At 71.6% G+C, this 20,689-nt stretch carries 21 protein-coding genes; 8 read left to right on the plus strand and 13 right to left on the minus strand.

Translation table 11 applies throughout. The features are described 5' to 3' along the window. Positions 1 to 49: 49 nt before the first annotated feature. The gene (locus Q5762_RS25565; protein WP_315894582.1) at positions 50 to 1,444 is read left to right on the plus strand and encodes a metallopeptidase TldD-related protein; all 1,395 of its coding nucleotides are present in this window, start codon (positions 50 to 52) and stop codon (positions 1,442 to 1,444) included. Between the two features lie 54 nt (positions 1,445 to 1,498). Next, positions 1,499 to 2,770 (plus strand): tyrosine--tRNA ligase, encoded by a 1,272-nt coding sequence (tyrS, locus tag Q5762_RS25570; RefSeq protein ID WP_315894583.1) that lies wholly within the window; start codon positions 1,499 to 1,501, stop codon positions 2,768 to 2,770. A 313-nt stretch (positions 2,771 to 3,083) separates the two neighbouring features. On the opposite strand, the gene Q5762_RS25575 is transcribed toward tyrS, so the two are convergent. After that, positions 3,084 to 3,359, minus strand: a complete 276-nt coding sequence (locus tag Q5762_RS25575; RefSeq protein WP_315894584.1) for a GlsB/YeaQ/YmgE family stress response membrane protein — start codon at positions 3,357 to 3,359, stop codon at positions 3,084 to 3,086. 180 nt (positions 3,360 to 3,539) lie between these two features. On the opposite strand from Q5762_RS25575, the gene Q5762_RS25580 reads away from it, so the two are divergent. Then, a complete protein-coding gene (locus Q5762_RS25580; protein WP_315894585.1) occupies positions 3,540 to 3,884 on the plus strand; it encodes a DUF3099 domain-containing protein in 345 nt (114 codons plus the stop codon). Between the two features lie 181 nt (positions 3,885 to 4,065). Continuing rightward, on the plus strand, positions 4,066 to 4,317 hold the full coding sequence (locus tag Q5762_RS25585; RefSeq protein ID WP_399495264.1) for a hypothetical protein: 252 nt from the start codon (positions 4,066 to 4,068) through the stop codon (positions 4,315 to 4,317). On the opposite strand, the gene moaA is transcribed toward Q5762_RS25585, so the two are convergent. The 3 genes from moaA to Q5762_RS25600 form a co-directional block, all read right to left on the minus strand. Beyond that, positions 4,300 to 5,289 (minus strand): GTP 3',8-cyclase MoaA, encoded by a 990-nt coding sequence (gene moaA, locus Q5762_RS25590; protein WP_315894586.1) that lies wholly within the window; start codon positions 5,287 to 5,289, stop codon positions 4,300 to 4,302. The two genes, Q5762_RS25585 and moaA, sit on opposite strands and share 18 nt — an antisense overlap. Positions 5,290 to 5,442: 153 nt before the next feature. Continuing rightward, positions 5,443 to 7,071, minus strand: coding sequence for a cation acetate symporter (locus Q5762_RS25595; RefSeq protein ID WP_315894587.1), 1,629 nt, complete (start codon positions 7,069 to 7,071; stop codon positions 5,443 to 5,445). After that, on the minus strand, positions 7,068 to 7,442 hold the full coding sequence (locus tag Q5762_RS25600; protein ID WP_315894588.1) for a DUF485 domain-containing protein: 375 nt from the start codon (positions 7,440 to 7,442) through the stop codon (positions 7,068 to 7,070). The genes Q5762_RS25595 and Q5762_RS25600 overlap by 4 nt, the downstream gene beginning before the upstream one ends. A 284-nt stretch (positions 7,443 to 7,726) precedes the next feature. On the opposite strand from Q5762_RS25600, the gene Q5762_RS25605 reads away from it, so the two are divergent. Together Q5762_RS25605 and Q5762_RS25610 are read left to right on the plus strand one after the other, a co-directional pair. After that, entirely contained in the window at positions 7,727 to 9,265 is a 1,539-nt protein-coding gene (locus Q5762_RS25605; protein WP_315894589.1) for a S8 family serine peptidase, read from the plus strand. A gap of 77 nt (positions 9,266 to 9,342) precedes the next feature. Then, positions 9,343 to 10,659, plus strand: coding sequence for a CoA transferase (locus Q5762_RS25610; protein WP_315894590.1), 1,317 nt, complete (start codon positions 9,343 to 9,345; stop codon positions 10,657 to 10,659). Here the strand turns inward: Q5762_RS25610 and Q5762_RS25615 are convergent. The 9 genes from Q5762_RS25615 to Q5762_RS25655 form a co-directional block, all read right to left on the minus strand. After that, complete coding sequence (locus Q5762_RS25615) at positions 10,649 to 11,692, minus strand: zinc-dependent alcohol dehydrogenase family protein (RefSeq protein ID WP_315894591.1); 1,044 nt, start codon at positions 11,690 to 11,692, stop codon at positions 10,649 to 10,651. The genes Q5762_RS25610 and Q5762_RS25615 overlap by 11 nt on opposite strands. An 18-nt stretch (positions 11,693 to 11,710) precedes the next feature. Beyond that, entirely contained in the window at positions 11,711 to 12,379 is a 669-nt protein-coding gene (locus Q5762_RS25620) for a lysoplasmalogenase (RefSeq protein ID WP_315894592.1), read from the minus strand. Continuing rightward, positions 12,376 to 13,251: a sterol desaturase family protein gene (locus Q5762_RS25625; RefSeq protein WP_315894593.1), complete on the minus strand. Its 876-nt coding sequence runs from the start codon at positions 13,249 to 13,251 to the stop codon at positions 12,376 to 12,378. Before Q5762_RS25625 ends, Q5762_RS25620 begins: the two co-directional genes overlap by 4 nt. Before the next feature lie 171 nt (positions 13,252 to 13,422). Further along, positions 13,423 to 13,830 carry a DUF3592 domain-containing protein gene (locus Q5762_RS25630; RefSeq protein WP_315894594.1) on the minus strand — a complete coding sequence of 136 codons (408 nt, stop codon included), beginning with the start codon at positions 13,828 to 13,830 and terminating at the stop codon, positions 13,423 to 13,425. An 86-nt stretch (positions 13,831 to 13,916) separates the two neighbouring features. Continuing rightward, entirely contained in the window at positions 13,917 to 14,630 is a 714-nt protein-coding gene (locus Q5762_RS25635) for a VIT family protein (protein WP_315894595.1), read from the minus strand. Positions 14,631 to 14,654: 24 nt separating this feature from the next. Further along, a complete protein-coding gene (locus Q5762_RS25640; protein ID WP_315894596.1) occupies positions 14,655 to 15,878 on the minus strand; it encodes an amidohydrolase family protein in 1,224 nt (407 codons plus the stop codon). Beyond that, complete coding sequence (locus tag Q5762_RS25645) at positions 15,878 to 17,161, minus strand: amidohydrolase family protein (RefSeq protein WP_315894597.1); 1,284 nt, start codon at positions 17,159 to 17,161, stop codon at positions 15,878 to 15,880. The genes Q5762_RS25640 and Q5762_RS25645 overlap by 1 nt, the downstream gene beginning before the upstream one ends. 11 nt (positions 17,162 to 17,172) lie before the next feature. Continuing rightward, positions 17,173 to 18,057, minus strand: coding sequence for an SDR family NAD(P)-dependent oxidoreductase (locus Q5762_RS25650; protein ID WP_315894598.1), 885 nt, complete (start codon positions 18,055 to 18,057; stop codon positions 17,173 to 17,175). Further along, positions 18,057 to 18,854, minus strand: coding sequence for an acetoacetate decarboxylase family protein (locus tag Q5762_RS25655; RefSeq protein ID WP_315894599.1), 798 nt, complete (start codon positions 18,852 to 18,854; stop codon positions 18,057 to 18,059). The genes Q5762_RS25650 and Q5762_RS25655 overlap by 1 nt, the downstream gene beginning before the upstream one ends. Positions 18,855 to 18,950: 96 nt before the next feature. Here Q5762_RS25655 and Q5762_RS25660 point away from each other — a divergent pair, with 96 nt between their 5' ends. Together Q5762_RS25660 and Q5762_RS25665 are read left to right on the plus strand one after the other, a co-directional pair. Continuing rightward, positions 18,951 to 19,574: a helix-turn-helix domain-containing protein gene (locus tag Q5762_RS25660; RefSeq protein WP_315894600.1), complete on the plus strand. Its 624-nt coding sequence runs from the start codon at positions 18,951 to 18,953 to the stop codon at positions 19,572 to 19,574. Between the two features lie 136 nt (positions 19,575 to 19,710). Continuing rightward, on the plus strand, positions 19,711 to 20,688 hold the full coding sequence (locus tag Q5762_RS25665; RefSeq protein WP_315894601.1) for a DEDDh family exonuclease: 978 nt from the start codon (positions 19,711 to 19,713) through the stop codon (positions 20,686 to 20,688). Position 20,689 lies beyond the last annotated feature (1 nt).

Below are 20,689 nucleotides of genomic sequence, written 5' to 3' on the forward strand. Positions count from 1 at the left end.
GTTGTCCCCCGGGCAAGCACAGTCTCAACACGACGCAGGAGGCCGGTCGATGAGCTCCCGTTCCACCAAGCCGCACGAGATCGTCGAGCGGGCGCTCGCGCTGTCCCGGGCGGACGGCTGTGTCGTCATCGCCGACGAGGAGTCCTCGGCCAACCTGCGCTGGGCGGGCAACGCGCTCACCACGAACGGCGTCACCCGGGGCCGTACGCTCACCGTCGTCGCCACCGTGGACGGCGCCCAGGGCACCGCGTCGGGTGTCGTCTCCCGTTCGGCGGTGACCGCCGAGGACCTGGAGCCGCTGGTGCGGGCCGCCGAGGACGCGGCCCGGGCCGCGGGGCCGGCCGAGGACGCCCAGCCGCTGGTCGAGGGCGTGGACGCCTCCCCCGACTTCACGGACGCTCCGGCCGAGACCGGCTCCGCCGTCTTCACGGACTTCGCGCCCGCGCTCGGCGAGGCCTTCGCCCGTGCCCGGGCCGGTGGCCGTGAGCTGTACGGCTTCGCCAACCACGAGCTGACCTCGACGTACCTGGGTACGTCGACGGGGCTGCGGCTGCGGCACGACCAGCCGAACGGCACGCTGGAGCTCAACGCCAAGTCCCCCGACCGCGCGCGCTCGGCGTGGGCCGGGCGCTCCACGCGGGACTTCAAGGACGTCGACCCGGCGGCGCTCGACGCCGACCTGGCGAAGCGGCTCGGCTGGGCGGAGCGCAGGATCGAGCTGCCCGCCGGGCGGTACGAGACGCTCCTGCCGCCGACCGCCGTGGCCGACCTGCTGATCTACCAGCTGTGGTCCGCGGCGGCCCGGGACGCCGTGGAGGGCCGGACCGTCTTCTCGAAGCCCGGCGGCGGCACGCGCATCGGCGAGACGCTCGCCCCGCTGCCGCTGACCCTGCGCAGCGACCCGAACGAGCCGGGCCTGGAGTCCGCGCCGTTCGTGATCGCGCACGCCTCGGGCGACGACTCCTCCGTCTTCGACAACGGGCTGCCGCTCGCCCGGACGGACTGGGTGCGGGAGGGCAGGCTGGAGCACCTGGTCACCACCCGGCACACGGCGGGGCTCACGCGGCTGCCGGTGGCGCCCGGCGCGGGGAACCTGATTCTGGAGGGCGGCGGGGAGCAGTCCCTGGAAGAGATGGTCGCCGCCACCGGGCGCGGGCTGCTGCTCACCTGCCTCTGGTACATCCGCGAGGTCGACCCGGCGACGCTGCTGCTGACGGGCCTGACCCGGGACGGCGTCTACCTCGTGGAGGACGGCGAGGTGGTCGGCGAGGTGAACAACTTCCGGTTCAACGAGTCGCCGGTGGACCTGCTGTCGCGGGCCTCGGAGGCGGGCCGGACCGAGAAGACGCTGCCGCGCGAGTGGGGCGACTGGTTCACCAGGGCGGCGATGCCGGCGCTGCGGGTGCCGGACTTCAACATGAGCTCGGTCAGCAAGGGTGTCTGACCCCCATAGACTGAGCCACGGCGTGACCACCATCAATCAAGGAGACGGACGATCGTGACCGACATCGTCGACGAGCTGAAGTGGCGCGGGCTGTTCGCCCAGTCCACCGACGAGGACGCATTGCGCAAGGCTCTCGCGGACGGTCCCATCACGTTCTATTGCGGCTTCGACCCGACCGCGGCCAGTCTCCACGTCGGTCACCTGGTCCAGGTGCTCACCGTCCGCCGGCTCCAGCAGGCCGGGCACCGGCCGCTGGCGCTGGTCGGCGGGGCCACCGGCCAGATCGGCGACCCGCGCCCGACGGCCGAGCGCACCCTGAACGACCCCGAGACGGTCGCGAACTGGGTGAACCGGCTGCGGAGCCAGATCGAGCCCTTCCTCTCCTTCGAGGGGGAGAACGCGGCGGTCATGGTGAACAACCTGGACTGGACCGCGGGCCTGTCCGCGATCGAGTTCCTGCGGGACATCGGCAAGCACTTCCGGGTCAACAAGATGCTGACCAAGGACTCCGTGGCCCGCCGTCTGGAGTCCGAGCAGGGCATCAGCTACACGGAGTTCAGCTACCAGCTGCTGCAGGGCATGGACTTCCTGGAGCTGTACCGGCGGTACGGCTGCACGCTCCAGCAGGGCGGCTCCGACCAGTGGGGCAACCTGGTGGCGGGGCTCGACCTGATCCACAAGATGGAGCCGGGGGCGCAGGCCCACGCGCTGGCGACGCCGCTGATGGTCAAGGCGGACGGCACCAAGTTCGGCAAGACCGAGGGCGGGGCCGTCTGGCTCGACGCGGAGATGACGACGCCGTACGCGTTCTACCAGTTCTGGCTGAACGTGGACGACCGGGACATCTCGACGTACATGCGGATCCTGTCCTTCAAGTCCCGCGAGGAGCTGGAGGAGCTGGAGCAGCTCACCGCCGAGCGGCCGCAGGCGCGGACCGCGCAGCGGGCGCTGGCCGAGGAGCTGACGACGCTGGTGCACGGCGCCGAGCAGTGCGCGGCCGTCATCAACGCCTCGAAGGCGCTGTTCGGGCAGGGTGACCTGGCCGAGCTGGACGAGGCGACGCTGGCGGCGGCGCTCTCCGAGCTGCCGCACGCGCGGGTGGCCGAGCTCGGGCAGGTCGTGGACCTGTTCACCGCGGTGGGTCTGGCGCCGAGCAGGTCGGCGGCGCGCCGGACGGTGAAGGAGGGCGGGGCCTACGTGAACAACGTGAAGGTGACCGCCGAGGACGCCGAGGCGGCGGCGGACCAGCTGCTGCACGGCCGCTGGCTGGTGCTGCGCCGGGGCAAGAAGAACCTGGCGGCGATCGAGGTCGGCGCCGAGGGCTGACGCCCCGGGGCATGACGTGACGGAAGGCCGGTACGCGCATGGAGCGCGTACCGGCCTTCCGTCCGTGTCACGGGCGACGGGAGGCGGCCTCGGAACGGCGCGGGACCGCCGTCGCGCCGACCTCGCGGACGGCCTCCCACCGGAGACGGACCTGCGCGGAACCGCCGTCGCGCCGACCCCGCGGACGGCCTCCCACCGGAGACGGACCTGCGCGGAACCGCCGTCGCGCCGGCCCCGCGGGCGGCCTCCCACCGGAGACGGACCTGCGCGGAACCGCCGTCGCGCCGGCCCGCGCCGTCGGTCTCTCCGGCCGTCAGGCCCGTTGTTTGTTGCCGCGGATCGAGGTCCACAGCATGTCGCCCAAGCCCACCACGGCGATCGCGCCGACGAGTTGGAGCAGGTGACGGGTCCAGTCGATGCCCCGGGTGTCCTCGACCCCGATCCAGCTCGCGACGGAGTTGCCGAGAACACTGCCGATGATGCCGAAAACGGTCGTCAGCCACAGCGGGATCTGCTGCTTCCCCGGAATGATCGCCTTGGCGATCAGACCGAGCACAAAGCCCACGATGATCGCCCACAACCAACTCATGCTCGCCTCCTCATGCGGCGCAATCTGCGCATGTGGGCCCAGTCTCGGCCCAACCGCTATACGGCGCATGTCGGACGGATCCATACGTGCCCCGGCCTCCTCGGCCTCGGACGTCAGGGGTACCGTGGAGACAGGTCCGGACCGGGGAGAGTCCGGCACGGACACTGGTGGTGGAATGTGATGCGGAAGCATGGCGGACCCGAGGTCTTCCGGATCACCGGGGCCCGGCAGGGCCTTGCCGCGGACGTGCGCGGCCGGGAGCGGCGGTACGTGATCTCGATGACGATCCGGACGCTGTCCGTGATCGCCGCGGTCGTCCTGTGGAACGTCGAGCGCCACGTGGCCATCGTGGCCCTGGTGCTCGGTGGAGCGCTCCCCTATATCGCGGTGGTCATCGCGAACGCGGGGCGGGAGAGGCCGCCGACCCTTCCCTCCACCTTCGTGCCCGGTCCGACCCGGCCCGAGCTCCCCACCGGAGACGCCCCGGCGGGGCGCCGAACGGAACGTTCGCCCGGTCAGAGTTGATCATTGCGGCAACCTAAAAGCTCAAGAAAAGCTCAGATCAATCATGAAGTTCCGGTGCACTGCACCCCATTCCCCGTGACATACTTCCTACGCGCTCCGCATCCCCCGTCGGAGCGACGGACCGATGCCGGGCAGCTCCCCCCGTGGCTGCTCGGCATCGCCCTTGCTGGACAATGATCAGGTGAGTGAAGAAACCCCGATCTGTTCCGCCAAGGGCTGCCGCGCCGACGCGGTCTGGGTGCTGGCCTGGAACAATCCGAAGCTGCACACGCCGGAGCGCCGCAAGACCTGGCTCGCCTGCGAGGAGCACCGCGAGCACCTGTCACAGTTCCTCGGCGTACGAGGGTTCCTCAAGGACGTCGTCCCGTTGTCGGAGTGGGAGCAGCCGCCCGGGAGCTCGGGCGGCCCGGGCGGCTCAGCCGCCGATCGCTGACATCGGGCGCTCGGGCTGGAGGAAGCTCGGGTCGTCCAGACCCGAGCCGGCCTTCTTGCCCCACATCGCCAGCTTCCAGATCCGGGCGATCTCCTCGTCCGGGGCCTCCGAGCGCAGCGCGGCCCGCAGGTCGGTCTCCTCGGTGGCGAAGAGGCAGGTGCGCACCTGGCCGTCGGCGGTCAGCCGGGTCCGGTCGCAGGCCCGGCAGAACGGGCGGGTGACGGAGGCGATGACGCCCACGGTGTGCGGTCCGCCGTCCACGACCCAGCGCTCGGCGGGGGCCGAGCCGCGCTCGTCCGACCCCTCGGGCGTCAGCGTGAAGCGGGTGCGCAGCGACTCCAGGATGTCCCCGGCGGTGATCATGCCGTCGCGCTTCCAGCCGTGCTGGGCGTCCAGCGGCATCTGCTCGATGAACCGCAGTTCGTAGCTGTTCTCCACCGCCCAGGCCAGCAGGTCGGGGGCCTCGTCGTCGTTGAGTCCGGGCATCAGGACCGCGTTGACCTTGACCGGGGTGAGCCCGGCGTCCCGGGCGGCGGCCATGCCGTCGAGCACGTCGTGGTGCCGGTCGCGGCGGGTCAGGGTCTTGAAGACGTCCGGCCGCAGGGTGTCGAGCGAGACGTTGACCCGGTCCAGGCCGGCCGCCTTGAGCGCGGCGGCGGTGCGCTTGAGTCCGATGCCGTTCGTGGTCAGGGACATCTTGGGGCGGGGCTCCAGGGCCGCGCAGCGCTCGACGATGCCGACCAGGCCGGGGCGGAGCAGCGGCTCACCGCCGGTGAAGCGGACCTCCGTGACCCCGAGGTCGGTGACGGCGATCCGTACCAGCCGGACGATCTCGTCGTCGGTCAGCAGATCGGGCTTGGCCAGCCACTGCAGACCCTCTTCCGGCATGCAGTACGTGCAGCGCAGATTGCACCGGTCGGTGAGCGAGACGCGCAGGTCGGTGGCCACTCGGCCGTAGGTGTCGATGAGCACTGTGGGCCCCCTCCCCGTCGTTCGGTGATTAGTACAGCCGAGCCTACGCGAGACCACCGACAACGAGCAGGGGCCGATCGGTACGAGGACCGACGCGGCCGCGTCGTAGGACTCTACGAGGCGGCCGGTCCGTCGTCGCGTAGCGTGCGCGGGTCAGTGCGCTCCGACACCGGTGAGGGACTTGACCTCCAGCTCCGCGTACTTGCCCTTGTCCGGCTCCTCCTTGGAGAGGATCGAGCCGAGCCAGCCGAGCAGGAAGCCGAGCGGGATCGAGACGATGCCCGGGTTCTCCAGCGGGAACCAGTAGAAGTCCACGGTCTTGAACATCGAGGTGGGCTTGCCGGAGACGACCGGCGAGAAGAGCACCAGGACGACCGAGGAGATCAGACCGCCGTAGATCGACCAGAGCGCGCCCTGCGTGGTGAACCGCTTCCAGAACAGGCTGTAGAGGATCGTCGGCAGGTTGGCGGAGGCGGCGACCGCGAAGGCAAGGGCGACCAGGCCGGCGACGTTGAGGTCGCGGGCGAGCGCGCCGAGGGCGATCGAGACGACACCGATGAGGACGGTGGCCCAGCGGGCCGCGCGGACCTCCTCCTTCTCCGTGGCCTGTCCGCGCCGGATGACGTTGGCGTAGATGTCGTGCGCGAAGGAGGACGACGAGGCCAGGGTCAGTCCGGCGACCACCGCGAGGATGGTGGCGAAGGCGACGGCGGAGATCACCGCGAGCAGGATCGCGCCGCCGGTGGAGTCGGCACCGCCGCCGACCTCCAGGGCCGCGAGCGGTGCGGCCGTGTTGCCCGCCTTGTTCGAGGCGATGATGTCGCTGTTCTTCAGCAGGGCCGCGGCGCCGAAGCCGAGCACGATCGTCATCAGGTAGAAGGCGCCGATGATGCCGATGGCCCAGTTGACCGACTTACGGGCGGCCTTGGCGGTCGGCACCGTGTAGAAGCGGATCAGGATGTGCGGCAGGCCGGCCGTGCCGAGGACGAGCGCGATGCCGAGCGAGAGGAAGTCCAGCTTCGAGATGCTGGTGGCCCCGTACTTCAGGCCGGGCTCCAGGAACGCCTGGCCCTTGCCGCTGTTGGTGGCGGCCGCGCCGAGCAGGTCGGAGAGGTTGAAGTCGAACTTCAGCAGGATGAGGAAGGTGATCAGGAGCGTGCCCGCGATGAGCAGGACGGCCTTGACCATCTGCACCCAGGTGGTGCCCTTCATGCCGCCGATGGTGACGTACACGATCATCAGGATGCCGACCAGGGCGACGATGGCGATCTTGCCGCCGTCGCTGGTGATGCCGAGGAGCAGCGAGACGAGCACGCCCGCACCGGCCATCTGCGCGAGCAGGTAGAAGATCGAGACGACGATCGTGGAGGTGCCGGCGGCGGTACGGACCGGGCGCTGGCGCATCCGGTAGGCGAGGACGTCGCCCATGGTGAACCGGCCGGAGTTGCGCAGCGGCTCGGCGACCAGGAGCAGGGCGACCAGCCAGGCGACCAGGAAGCCGATCGAGTACAGGAAGCCGTCGTAGCCGAAGAGGGCGATGGCGCCGGCGATGCCGAGGAACGACGCGGCGGACATGTAGTCGCCGGAGATCGCGAGGCCGTTCTGGAAGCCGGTGAACTGGCGGCCGCCGGCGTAGAAGTCGGCGGCGCTCTTGGTCTGGCGGCCGGCCCAGACGGTGATGACGAGCGTGGCGACGACGAAGGCACCGAAGAGGGCGATGATCAGCGGCCGGTGCTCGGTGGTCGCGCTGTCCGCCGCGAGCAGGTGGGTGGAGCTGTTCACGCGTCGGCCTCCATACGGGACTTGATGGCGTCGGCCTTCGGGTCGAGGCGCTCGGCCGCGTGGCGGGAGTAGAGCCAGGCGATGAGGAAGGTGGTGGCGAACTGGCCGAGGCCGAGGACGAGCGCCACGTTGATGTTGCCGAAGAGCTTGGTGCCCATGAAGCCGCCCGCGTAGTTGGAGAGCAGCACGTACAGCAGGTACCAGGCGATGAAGGCGACCGTCAGCGGGAAGGCGAAGGAGCGGTACGTACGGCGCAGTTCGCCGAACTCCGCGCTCGCCTGCACCTCGACGAAGGCCTCGGTCGTGGGCTGGACGGGGCCGGCGGCGGCTTCGGGGCCGTCCGGGGGCGGCGGCGGTGCTTCGGTGACCACGGAATCTCCTTGGGGCGCGGGTGCGGTGGGCATGGACAACGGGGCCTCACTGAGGGGGTGGGGGACGGGGCTCCGGCCGGAGCTCCTCCCCTGCACAACGGCACGGAGCGCACGGCGAAGCGGTTCACCGGGAGTGGTTTTCCTCCTGGATATTCCTCCGGATCCGCATCAATCCCTCTCAACTCATTGATGGCGCGGGAAGATCAGCGATAACTTCACTCGTCATGCACCTGCCTGAACGCAAACGGCGTACAGGCAGTACATACGGATGATGTGGAGAACCCATGGCTCATCTGGGATCGAGACGCGGCCGAGTACTCTCTCTGCTTGCCGGTCTCGCGCTCACGGCCTCGCTCGGCGTCCTTCCGGCGGGCGCCTCCGCCGCCGAACTGAGCGACGCCGCCGCGACGACCGCCGTCTCGACGAACGGCCCCAAGCTGTCGTACGTCGTCAACATCGACGGGGGCCGCTGGACGGCCGCCTCGGTGAAGAAGGCGATCGCCGCGGCCGGTGGCACGGTGGTCATCTCTTATGACCAGATAGGCGTGATAGTCGTCCACTCGCAGAACCCGGAGTTCGCGACGACGATCCGTAAGGCCCGGGGTGTGGTGTCGGCCGGTGCGACGCGCACCGCCCCGCTCTCCGTCCAGCGGGACACCTCCGTCGGCGAGGGCGGCCAGGCGCTCACCGCGGGCGAGGCCACGGCCGCCGCGGCCGGTGCCACGGACAACCAGGACCCGCTGGAGCCGTTGCAGTGGGACCTGCCCGCCATCAAGGCGGACCAGGCCCACAAGCGGACGATGGGCAGCAGCAAGGTCACGGTCGGCGTCATCGACACGGGCGTCGACGACACCCACCCGGATCTGGCGCCGAACTTCGACGCCCGCGCCTCTGCCAACTGCGTGACCGGCGCGCCGGACACCACCCCCGGCTCGTGGCGTCCGATGGCGGGCGAGAGCGACCACGGCACGCACGTCGCCGGCACCATCGCCGCCGCCAAGAACGGCATCGGCATCACCGGTGTCGCGCCGGGCGTGAAGGTCTCGGGGATCAAGGTGTCCACGCCCGACGGCTTCTTCTACACCGAGGCCGTGGTCTGCGGCTTCGTGTGGGCGGCCGAGAACGGTGTCGACATCACCAACAACAGCTACTACACCGACCCGTGGCTGTTCGCGTGCAAGAACGACGCCGACCAGAAGGCCCTGCTCGAGGCCGTCTCCCGCGCGACCCGCTATGCCGAGCGCAAGGGCACGGTCAACGTCGCGGCGGCCGGCAACTCCAAGATGGACCTGGCGGCGGACGAGCTCACGGACGTCACCAGCCCGAACGACACCACGCCGGTGACCCGGCCCATCGACCCGAAGGAGTGCCTCGACTACCCGGCGATGCTGCCGGGCGTGGTCACCGTCTCCGCGACGGGCGCCAAGGATCTGAAGGCCTCGTACTCCAACTACGGTCTCGGGGTCGTCGACATCTCGGCTCCCGGTGGCGACCGCACCGAGTACCAGACCCCGGACGCCCCGGCGGTCAACGGCCGCATCCTGTCGACCACGGTCAACGGCGGCTACAACTACAAGGCCGGTACGTCGATGGCCTCGCCGCACGCCGCCGGTGTGCTCGCGCTGCTGAAGTCGACGCACCCGAAGGCGAGCCCGGCCGCGCTCAAGGCCATGCTGTACGCGCAGGCCGACGACCGCGCCTGCACCAACCCGTACGACATCGACGGTGACGGTGTCGTCGACGCGGTCTGCGAGGGTGGCAAGAACAAGAACGGCTTCTACGGGGCCGGTCTGGTGGACGCGCTCGACGCCGTCCGTCGCTGACGCACATGAGGAGGGGCCCTGGTGTGGTGCGCCACACCAGGGCCCCTTCGCGTGGCACGGAGTGCCATCATGCGCGGATGGACGAGCTGACGGACAACACGGTGCGTACGGGTACGGAGTTGTTGTGGTCGGAGCTGGGCGGCGATCCCGCCCTACCGGCCCGGGTGGCGTACGGGGGTCCTTCGGGGCTGCTGCCGGCCCGGCTGCCCGTGATGGACCTGGCGCGGGCGACGGTCGCGGTCGCGGGGCTCGCGGCGGTGGAGCGGGACGGTTCGGCGGGGACGGTCCGCGTCGATGACGGAGCCGTGGCCACCGCCTTCGTGAGTGAGCGTCATCTCCGGGTCGACGGGCGGGCTCCGGTGGTCTTCGCGCCGCTGTCCCGCTTCTGGCGGGCCTCGGACGGCTGGGTCCGTACGCACGCCAACTATCCGCACCACCGGGCGGCGTTGCTGTCGGCGCTGGGCGCGGGGGATTCGGCTTCGGTGGCGGCTGTGGCGGCGGCGATCGCCGAGCGGAGGGCCGTCGAGGTCGAGACGGCGGTGTACGCGGCCGGGGGCTTGGCGGTCGCGCTGCGGACGTCGGCGGAGTGGGCGGCGCACGAGCAGGGCCGGGAGGTGGCGGCGCGCCCGCTGCTGTCCCGGGAGCGGCTGGACGACGCGGCGCCGAGGCGGCGCTCGGGGCGGTTGCGGGTCCTGGACCTGACCCGGGTCATCGCCGGGCCGGTCGCGACCCGGACGCTCGCGCTGCTCGGCGCGGACGTGCTGCGGATCGACCCGCCGGGCAACCCCGAACTGCCCGACCAGCACGCGGACACGGACGTCGGAAAGCGGACGGCCGCGCTCGACCTGGACAGCCCCTCGGACCGCCGGGCCTTCGACGAGTTGCTGGACGCGGCCGACGTCCTGGTCACCGGCTACCGCCCCGGCGCCCTGGACCGCTTCGACCTCCACCGGCCCGGCCTGGTGACCGCCCGGCTCTCGGCCTGGGGCGACTACGGCCCTTGGTGCGAACGGCGCGGCTTCGACAGCCTGGTGCAGGTGGCGACCGGGATCGCGGTGGCCGAGGGTTCGTCGGAGGAGCCGGGCGCGCTGCCCGCGCAGGCCCTGGACCACGGCACGGGCTACCTCCTGGCGGCGGCGGTGCTGCGCACCATGACCGAGCAGGACCGGGACGGCGGTACCCGTCTCGTACGCCTGGCGCTGGCGCAGACCGGGCACTGGCTGACGCACGCGCTGCCCGGATACGAGCCGGAGCGGTACCTCACGGAGACGGCCGGCCCGCTGGGCCTGCTGCGGCACGCGCGGTCGCCCGTCTCGTACGAGGGCGGCCCGGCGGGCTGGTCGCGCCCGCCGGGCCTTCAAGGCGGGGACGACCCCCAGTGGCTCAGGGCCTGACCAGGACCTTCAGCGCGGTGCGCTCGTCCATCGCCTGGTAGCCGCCCGGGACGCCGTCGAGGCCGACGGTCAGGTCGAAGACCGGGGACGGGTCGACGGAGCCGTCGAGGACGTCCGGGAGCAGCTCCGGGATGTACGCGCGGACCGGCGCGACGCCGCCGCGCAGCGCGATGTTCCGGTCGAACATGACGGAGAGGTCGAGTCCCGTGCCGGAGCCGTGCGGGACGCCGACGTAGCCGATGGAGCCGCCGTCGCGGGCGATGGCGACGGCCGTGCGCATCGACTGCTCGGTGCCGACGGCCTCGATGACGGCGTGAGCGCCCTGGCCGCCGGTGAGCTCCCGGACGGCCGCCTCGGCGGCCTCGCCGCGCTCGGCGACGACGTCGGTGGCGCCGAAGGTCCGGGCGATGTCGGTACGGGCGGTGTGGCGGCCGAGCGCGATGATCCGGTCGGCGCCGAGCCGCTTGGCGGCGAGGACGCCGCAGAGGCCGACGGCGCCGTCGCCGACGACCGCGACGGTGGAGCCCTTGCGGACGCCGGCGCCGAGGGCGGCGTGGTGGCCGGTGCCCAGGACGTCGGAGAGGGCGAGGAGGGCGGTCAGCAGGTGGTCGTCGGAGGCGGCGTCGGCGGGCAGCTTGACGAGGGTGCCGTCGGCGAAGGGGACGCGGACGGCCTCGCCCTGGCCGCCGTCGGAGCCGACCGTGCCCCAGAAGCCGCCGCTCGGGCAGGAGGTCTGGAGGCCTTCGGCGCAGTAGTCGCAGGTGCCGTCGGACCAGACGAACGGGGCGACGACGAGGTCACCTGCGGCGAAGCCGGCGACGTCCGCGCCCGCCGCCTCCACGATCCCGAGGAACTCGTGCCCGATGCGCTGGCCGGGCTGCCGGGCGGACTCGCCCCGGTAGGCCCACAGGTCGCTGCCGCAGATGCAGGCGCGCAGGACGCGGACGACGACGTCGGTGGGGTCCTGGACGACGGGGTCGGGCACGTCCTCCACGCGCATGTCGAACGGGGCGTGGATGGTGGTGGCGCGCATGGGGGACGTTCCTTGCTGTCAGGCGGCGGTACTCCGTTCACCGTACGCCCGTGCGAGGACACCCTTGGCCAGCAGGTACTGGGCGGCGATGTACGTGGACATGACCCAGAAGGCGGGGGCGGGCAGCTGGGGCCACTCGGCGACGCCGGTCGCGATGAGGGTGTCGGAGAGCAGGAAGAGCGCGCCGCCGGCGCCGGCGGCGAGCCCGAGGGAGCTCGCGCGGTAGGCCATGGCGGTGAGGAGGAGGGAGTAGCCGGCGACGGGGATCCGCAGCTCGGCGGGGAGGTCGGGCCACAGCAGCGCGACGGTGCCGACGAGGGCGACGGTGTACGCGATCCCGAGCGGGACGGACGTACGGCGGCGGCCGAAGAGCACCAGGTAGCAGACGTGTCCGGCGGCGAAGGAGCCCATGCCGACGAGGAAGGCCCAGTCGGCTTGGGAGAGCAGGAAGACGTCGCCGCCCCAGCCGAACAGCAGCGCGGCGATGAGGAGCTTCGGGGCGCCCCGGGTGGCTGCGTACGCGGCGAGCAGCGGCATCAGGAGCGGCTTGGCGATCCGGTGCCCCAGGTCGGCGCCGACGAGCAGGGAGACCAGGTCGACGGCGACGGCGAGCGCGAAGGCGGCGAGGAGGGCGCGGGAGAGCGTGTTCGTCGCCGTGGCGGCGGTTTCCGCCGTACGGGCGCTCACGCGGCGGGCTCCGCGGCGGGGTCGGTGCTCTTCGGCGGCTGGGGTGCGGGTTGCCAGCCCGGGCCGCGGAAGAGCCGTCCGGCGCGCTCGCGCCAACTGGTCGCGGCCCGGACGTCGCGGGCGATGGCGGCGTACTCGTGGGTGGCGACGCGGAGCGGGTTGTACGTCTCGATGTTCTTGGTGAGGCCGAAGACGGGCTTGGTGGTCTCCCCCACCCAGGAGCCGAACATACGGTCCCAGACGATCAGGATCCCGCCGAAGTTCCGGTCCAGGTAGCCGCCCTGCGAGGCGTGGTGGACGCGGTGGTGGGAGGGGGTGTTGAGGACGTACTCGAAGGGCCGGGGCAGCTTGTCGATGCGCTCGGTGTGGATCCAGAACTGGTACACGAGGTTGATCGAGTAGCAGAACGCGACGGCGGCCGGGTGCACGCCGAGGGCGATCATCGGCAGATAGAACGGCCAGGACGTCAGGCTGGTCCAGGGCTGGCGCAGCGCGGTGGTGAGGTTGAACTTGCGGCTGCTGTGGTGCACCACGTGGCAGGCCCACAGGACGCGGATGACGTGGTGTCCGCGGTGCTGCCAGTAGTAGAAGAAGTCCTGGGCGAGCAGCATCAGCGGGATCGTCCACCACAGGACGGGGACGCGGAGCGGGGTGAGCTCGTAGACCGCGGTGTAGATCGCGACGATCGGGATCTTCCAGAGGAAGTCGAAGACGAGACTGCCGATCCCCATGCCGAGGCTGGTGGCGGCGTCCTTGGTCTCGTATCCGGCGGCGTCCTCGTCGGGATGGAGCCGGTAGCTGACCATCTCCAGGACGGTGAGCAGGACGAACGCCGGTATGGACCAGAGCACGACATCGGGCAGGTTCGGCATGCCGACGACGGTAGAGGCGCGGGTCGGGGTGCGGCTAGACGCAGTTACCAACAAGTATGCGAGACGACTTGTCAGCAAGCTTTGGCACCTTCCGACAAGTCGGGCGACAAGTCGGGTCGTCGGGTGGCGTGCCCCGGCGGTTCACCGGGGCCAACGGCCGGCTGCCCGTCGTCAGGCCGCCACGCCGACGACCACGGCGACGGCCAGGAACGCGGTACCGACGAAGGCGAGGAAGACGGCAGGTCCCGCCATGTGCCCTGTCGTGTCCACCCGGGCCGAGGTCGGGTCGCCCGGCATGTACACCACCGGCACCTCACGCCCGGTCTTCAGTCCGAACCCGGCCCCGCGGATCTTCGGCGAGAACCGCACGCGGCGGCCCTTCTGGCCGGGGAACTCGATGACCGGGATCCAGGTCGGCCCCTCGCTGTCGCTGGACCGTACGTTGTCGACGACGACGCCCCGCGTCCGTATCCCGTCCCGCCGGAGCCGCCGTACGATGCCGACCTCGCGTATCGCGAGCAGCAGCGGCACCAGTCCGCACGCCCCGCACACCAGGAAAGCCGTCATCCCGTCGGACATGCCGTCACCCCTCCCGTAACGCCCCGAACTCCGTCTCTGCGGACAGTACTTCGCGTCCCGCTGCCGATTCCCCACGGGCCTGCCCCCTACACCCCCGCCGCCCCGAGCAGCGACCCCGCTCCGTACGTCACCGCCATCGCCAGGGCGCCGCCGCCCACCGTGCGGAGGACCGCTCGGGTGGGTGGGGCGGTGCCGAGGCGGGCGCTGGTCCAGCCGGTGAGGGCGAGGGCCGCCAGGACCGAGAGGACCGTGATCCAGAGACGGGTCGACGGGGGTGGGAGGACGATCGCGAGGAGGGGGAGCAGGGCGCCGGCCGTGAAGGCGAGGAAGCTGGCGGTGGCCGCGTGCCAGGGGTTGGTGAGCGCGTCCGGGTCGATTCCGAGCTCCACGCGCGCGTGGGCGCGCAGGGCGTCGCGTTCGGTGAGTTGGACCGCCGCCTCGCGGGCCACTTCCGGGCTGAGGCCGCGGGCGGACAACAGGCCGGTCAGCTCCGCCAGTTCGGCGTCGGGGTCGTCGCGCAGTTCGCGCCGCTCCTGGGCCAGGGCCGCCTTCTCCGCGTCCCGTTGCGTCGAGACCGAGACGTACTCCCCCACCGCCATCGACATCGATCCGGCGAGCAGGCCCGCCAGGCCGGCGGTCAGGAGCGCGGCCTGCGACTCCGTCGCGCCGGCCACGCCGACGACGAGGCCCGCGGTGGAGACGATGCCGTCGTTGGCTCCGAGCACGGCGGCCCGGAGCCAGTTGAGGCGGGTGCCGAGGCCGCCGCCGTGGGCCTCGTCGTGGGTGGGCGCGTCAGTCACCCGGGGAGGGTCTCACCCGGTACGTCACCAGACGCGGACCGACCCGCCCGGGGCGAAGGCCGGGCTGGTGGCGCCCGCGGGGACCTCCTTCAGGGGTTCGGCGATCTCCTCGACGGTCGGGCCGTGGACGGCCGCGAGGGAGTCCAGGAACGGCAGGTCGAAGCCGTAGACGCGGGCCGCGTTGCCACCGGCCATCGCCGCGACCTCCTCCCTCGGGAGACCCGCGTAGGCGATGCGGAGGCCTTCGCGGGAGTACGGCGTCGTGCCCTCGTCGTGCGGGTAGTCGCTGCCCCACATGATCTTGTCGAGGCCGATCCGGTCGCGCAGCGGCACCTCGTGCGGGCGCATGAAGCTCGCGCCGACGAAGCAGTTGTCGCGCCAGACCTCGCTCGGGCCCTTGCCCATGGACTCCGCGAGGCCTGCACCGAACTTCGACTCGGCGGTGGCCGCCCGGGAGGCCGCCGCGACCAGGCGCGTGTGGTAGTAGTCCAGCATCTCCACGACCCCGGGGATCCAGCCCGAGCCCTGCTCGGTGAGGACGAGTTTCAGGTCGGGGTGGCGGCGGAAGGCGCCGCCGAAGACGAGGTGCCAGAGCGCCCGGTGCGAGAACCACGTCGTCTCCACCATGAACACCGCCCGTGCCGCCGGTTCGTCGCCGAGCGGCGGTGAGGCGGAGCCGCCGTGGTGGTTGACCGGGATGTCCAGCTCCGCGCAGACCGCCCAGATCGGGTCGTACGTCTGCGAGTACAGCTCGGGGATCCCGCTGCCGGGCGGGGCGCCCGGCAGGAGGATGCCGCCGGTGAGGCCCGCCTCCTTGGTACGGCGGATCTCCTTCACCGCCTCGTCGACGTCGTTGAGGAGGATCTGCGCCACGCCCGCCCGGCGGCCCGGCGCGTCCGCGCAGAAGTCGGCCAGCCAGCGGTTGTGCGCGCGCAGCCCCGCCCAGCGCTGCTCGAACTCCTCGCTCGTCGGCGCGGGGGCCATGAGGGAAGCCGAAGGGAAGAACGGCGGGATGGTGTTGGGGAAGACGACCTCGGCGACGATGCCGTCTTCCTCCAGCTCGCGCAGCCGCCGCTGGGAGTTCCAGTTGCGGTCGGCGGTGTCGGCGAGCAGGTCCTCGTACGGATTGACGTAGCCGGCTGCCCAGGCGTCGAAGGCGTCGTGGTGCCTTTTCTCCAGGTACGGCCTGTAGTCGAGGAGGTCGGCGCCGGCGTGGCAGTCCGCGGAGATGACCGTGTAGCGGTCCATCAGCTCACCCCCAGGGTGGGGAAGTCGTGGTCCGTCAGCCAGTGCCGGCCGACCTCGCGCGAGCGGGCCCAGGAGGCCTCCACCGCCGCCTGGTCGGGCGACTGGCCGAGATCGGCCGGTGTCGGCCCGATGCGACGGGAGATTGGATCCAATATTTGAATATTGAATCCAAAGACCTCCGCCGCGGCCAGACCCAGCATCCGACGCGTCTCCGCCACCGGGATGTCGTGGAACGTGTTCCGCAGCCACGCGCGCGTGTTCGGCCAGGTCCCCTCCGGATGCGGGAAGTCCGAGCCCCACAGGATGTTGTCCACACCGATCTCGTACCGCTGCGCCAGCTCGCGGCGCTTCGTGTTGGTGGCGCAGACGAAGACCTGGCGGTCCAGGTACTCGCTCGGCGGCCGCTTCAGCTCCGCGAACGGGGACAGCTTCTTGCCGCCGTGGGCACCGAGGTAGAGCCGGTCCATGAACCAGAGCAGGTTCGGCAGCCACCAGCAGCCGGACTCGGCCACGCCGAACCTCAGCCCCGGGTGGCGCTCGAAGACCCCCGACCAGAGCAGGAACCACAGCGGCCGGGCCGGCCACCAGGTCACCTCGCTGACGTAGATGCCGAGATGGTCGCCGTACTCCTCGCGCGGCGCCGCGCCCGAGTGGGTGACGAGTGGCATCCCCGTCTCGGCGGCGGCCGCCCAGATCGGGTCGTAACGCCGGTCGTGGTACGGCTCCTTGTCCACCCACATGGAGGGGATCATCAGCGCCCCGAGCCCGGACTCCTTCGCCCGGTGGATCTCGGCGACCACCTTCGACGGCTCGGCCGTGATCGGCAGCAGCGCCACCCCGCAGTGCCGCTCGGGGTTCTGCCCGACGAACTCCGCCAGCCAGCGGTTGTGCGCCTGCGCGCCCGCCATGCCGAGCTCCGGGTCCTGGTCGCCGGAAAGCCCGAGCCCGACCCCGAACGGCGCGGCGGTCTGGCTGTCGACCGCGTCCGCGTCCGGGAAGACGACCTCGGCCGCCACCCCGTCGCCGTCGAGCTCCTTGAGCCGTTGGGCGGCGTCCCAGCCGCCCCGCAGCCCTTCCTCGTTGTCGCTGAACCACTTGGTCGCGAAGTCCTCGTTGCGCACCCCGAGCCGGGTCATGGCCTCGCGGCGGGCCTCCCGCCCGGCGAGGAACTCGTCGAAGTCGCGGTGGAACCGGGAGTCGAGGTACGGCCGGTAGCGCTCGGTGGGCAGACCGGCGTGGCAGTCGGAGGAGATGATCAGATACGGGTCGTTCGGATCGGCCATGACAGACCCCCTCAGTCGAGAATGAAGCTCTCCAGGTACGACGGGTTGGCGCGGTCGAGCATCGACTGCGAGCGCGCCCTGATCTGCCGGTCGCTGTGCTCGCTCGCCGGCAGCATCCAGAACCGGTCCGCGCGGATGCCGTCCACGACGTGCCCCGCGACCTCCTCGACCGGCGTGAAGGCGACCTCGTGCCCGGCCTCCTTCATGGCCGACTCCCACTGGTCGAGGCTGCGGTACGGGGTACGGCGCGGCCGCTCCTTGGCGTACCGCTCGGGCCGGTTGCGGTGCGACTCCCACAGCCCGGTGCGCAGCATGTGCGGTCCCGGGAAGAGCACCGACGCCCCCACGCGCGCGTGCTCGGCCTTCAGGTGCGCGTACAGCGACTCGGTCATGGTGACGACGGCCGCCTTGGTGACGGCGTAGACGGAGGCGGTGGGCAGCGGGGCGATCCCGCCGTCGCCCGAGGAGGTGTTCACGACGTGTCCGGGCTCGCCGCCGGCGATCATGCGCGGGACGAAGGCCTGGATGCCGTGGAAGACGCCCCAGACGTTGACGGAGAAGGCCCATTTCCAGTCGTTGGGCTCGTGCTCCCACATCCGGCCCTCGGCGCCCGAGCCGACGCCCGCGTTGTTGCACAGCACGTGCACGGCGCCGAAGGTGTCGAACGCCGCGTCCGCCAGGCCGCGTACGGACTCCGGGTCGCTGACGTCGACGGTACGGGCGAGGACCTGTGCCCCGTCCGCCATCAGTTCCTCGGCGGCCTTGGCGAGCGCGGCCTCCTCCACGTCGCCGAGGACGACGGCCAGGCCCTCGGCGGCGAACCGGCGGGCCAACGCGAGCCCGATGCCGCTCGCCGCGCCGGTGACGACGGCGACCTGCCCCTGCCGCAGTTCCATCACACGCTCCCTTCCGGCGGGCCGTCGAGGATCTGCTGCGGGTCGTCGTAGCGCTGGTGGATGTACGGCAGGAGGGCCTCGGCGCTGACCCGTTCCACGACCCGGCCCTTCTGGTCGGTGGTCTTCTCGCCGATGGTGATCTCGACGATCCGGCGTACGGGGAGGTCGGCGACCGGGTCGTACATCGACTCGCGCAGCACGATGTCGCCGGTGACCTGCTCCAGCTTCCGGACTTTCTCGTTCCGCAGGCAGTGCACCAGCACGGGCTCGGCGTCGAAGCCCGTGCCGTCCACGCCCGGCAGGAACTTGAAGTAGAAGTCGGTCTTCTCGGTGGGTTCGGGCAGCGGGAGCGGTCCGGAGACGGCGCCGCGCACCTCGACGAAGTCGATGCCGTGCCGGCCGAGGGAGGCGTGGACGACGAGCCCGTCGCGTTCGACGACGACCTGGCCGAGCTTCTTCGGCTCGCCGAAGACCTCACGGCCGCCGATGAGGGCCCGCTCCAGGCTCATCGGCATGACGAGCGGGTACCAGCCCTCCTGGGCGCCGTGGGCGGCGGCCACCGCGACCGAGCCCGCGCCGAGGGGGTAGCCGGGCAGGTCGACCTTGCTGATGTTGGCCCGGACGAGGGGCCGCCCGGTGGGTTTCAGCGGCGGCGGCAGGACCGCCGCGACCACGTCCGGATCGGTCTCCCAGACGGCGACCACTCCGGTGGACCAGATGTCGGGAAGGTTGCTGCTTCTGGCGCGGGCCGCCGCGATCTCGGCGTCGGTGCGCGCCCCGTACCGTACTCGTGCCATGACGTACCACCCTTCAGGGACCGTCGGCCTGTAACACAGTTACACCCGCCGCGATGAAGGGTAAAGAGTCGTGCACCGAGGAGAATTGGGGGACGGATGGCGCGCAGCGCACTCACCCGCGAGGAGGTACTGGCGGCCGCGGCGGCTCTGGTGAAGCAGCACGGCCCGGACGCCCTCACCATGCGCAAGCTCGCGGCCGAGCTCGGCACGGCGGTCACCTCGATCTACTGGCACGTCGGCAACCGCGAGTCCCTCCTCGACGCGCTGGTCGAGCGTACGGTCGCCGATCTCGCCACGATCACCGCGCACGGCCGCACCCCCGCCGAGCGGATCGTCTCGGTGGCCCGGGCGCTCCGCCGCGAGCTGCGGGACCGTCCGCACCTGGTGGCGATGGTCCACGAACGGGGCCTGACGGAACGGATGTTCCTGCCCGCCCAGCGCACCCTCGCCCACGAGGTCCACGCGGCGGGGCTGCGCGGCGCGCGGGCGGCGGAGGCGGTCCGGGCGGTGCAGCTCCAGGTCGTGGGCCACGTCCTGGTGGAGCGCAACCGCGAGCGGGCCCCGACCCAGTCCCCCGCCGAGGAGGAACTCTGGGAGACGGTCACGACCGACCCGGACGACCCCGCCCTCACCCGCGCCCTGGCGCGCCCGATCGACACGGAACGCCTCTTCACCACCTCCGTACGGGCCCTGGTGGAGGGGCTGCTGGCCGCCCCCTGACCCGACCCGGTGAACTCCCGTACGGGGTGCGGCCCATGGGCCCTGCGGGGCGGGCCGGCCGTCCGCCGGATGGCCGGTTCCCGGCGGCGGGAGGGACACCAGGGGGTCGGGGTGTCAGTCGGGGCCCGTATTCTCAGTGACCATGCTCGACGACCGTACGACAGCCGCAGCGTGGCCGACCGCCTACCCACAGGGGTACGCGGTCGTCGACGTGGAGACCACCGGACTCGCCCGCGACGACCGGATAGTGTCGGCTGCCGTCTACCGCCTGGACGCCCAGGGGAACGTCGAGGACCACTGGTACACGCTGGTCAATCCGGAGCGGGACCCCGGTCCTGTCTGGATCCACGGGCTGACCAGTGACCTGCTGGAGGGCGCGCCGCTCTTCCCGGAGATCGCCGCCGAGTTCTCCGCGCGGCTCGACGGCCGGGTCCTGGTGGCGCACAACGCGCTCTTCGACTGGTCGATGATCGCCCGCGAGTACGCGCGGGCCGAGCGCACCGCGCCCGTGCGGCAGCGGCTGTGCACCATCGCCCTCGCCAAGGAGCTGTCCCTCCCGCTGCCCAACCACAAGCTGGAGTCGCTGGCCGCGCACTACGGCGTCGTCCAGCAGCGGGCGCACAACGCGCTCGATGACGCCCGGGTGCTCGCCGAGGCGTTCCGGCCGAGCCTGCACACTGCGGCGGAGCGGAACGTACGGCTGCCGCTCCTTGAGTGCCGGCCGCTGACGGAGTGGGTGTCCACGCCCGCCCCGGCCGCCCGGATCGGCCACCAGGTCTCGTACCACGCGAACGGCTGGCGGCCCTCGCGGAAGCGGCCGCCGTGCCCCTACCCGAACCCTGGGCGTTACGAAGCGGACAAACCACTCAAGCAGGGCATGCGGGTGGCGTTCTCGGGCGACACCTCCATCGACCGCGAGCTCCTTGAGGACCGCACCGTCGAAGCGGGTCTCCATGTCGCCACCAGCGTCTCCCGGCTGACGAGCCTGCTGGTGACGAACGATCCGGACGCCGCCACCTCCAAGACGGTGAAGGCGAAGTCCTTCGCCACCCCGATCGTCGACGAGGCCGCCTTCACCCAGCTGCTGCGGGACGTGGCCCCGGCAGACGGGTGAC

The sequence above is a fragment of the Streptomyces sp. P9(2023) genome (genome assembly GCF_032436795.1).
Classification (GTDB): domain Bacteria; phylum Actinomycetota; class Actinomycetes; order Streptomycetales; family Streptomycetaceae; genus Streptomyces.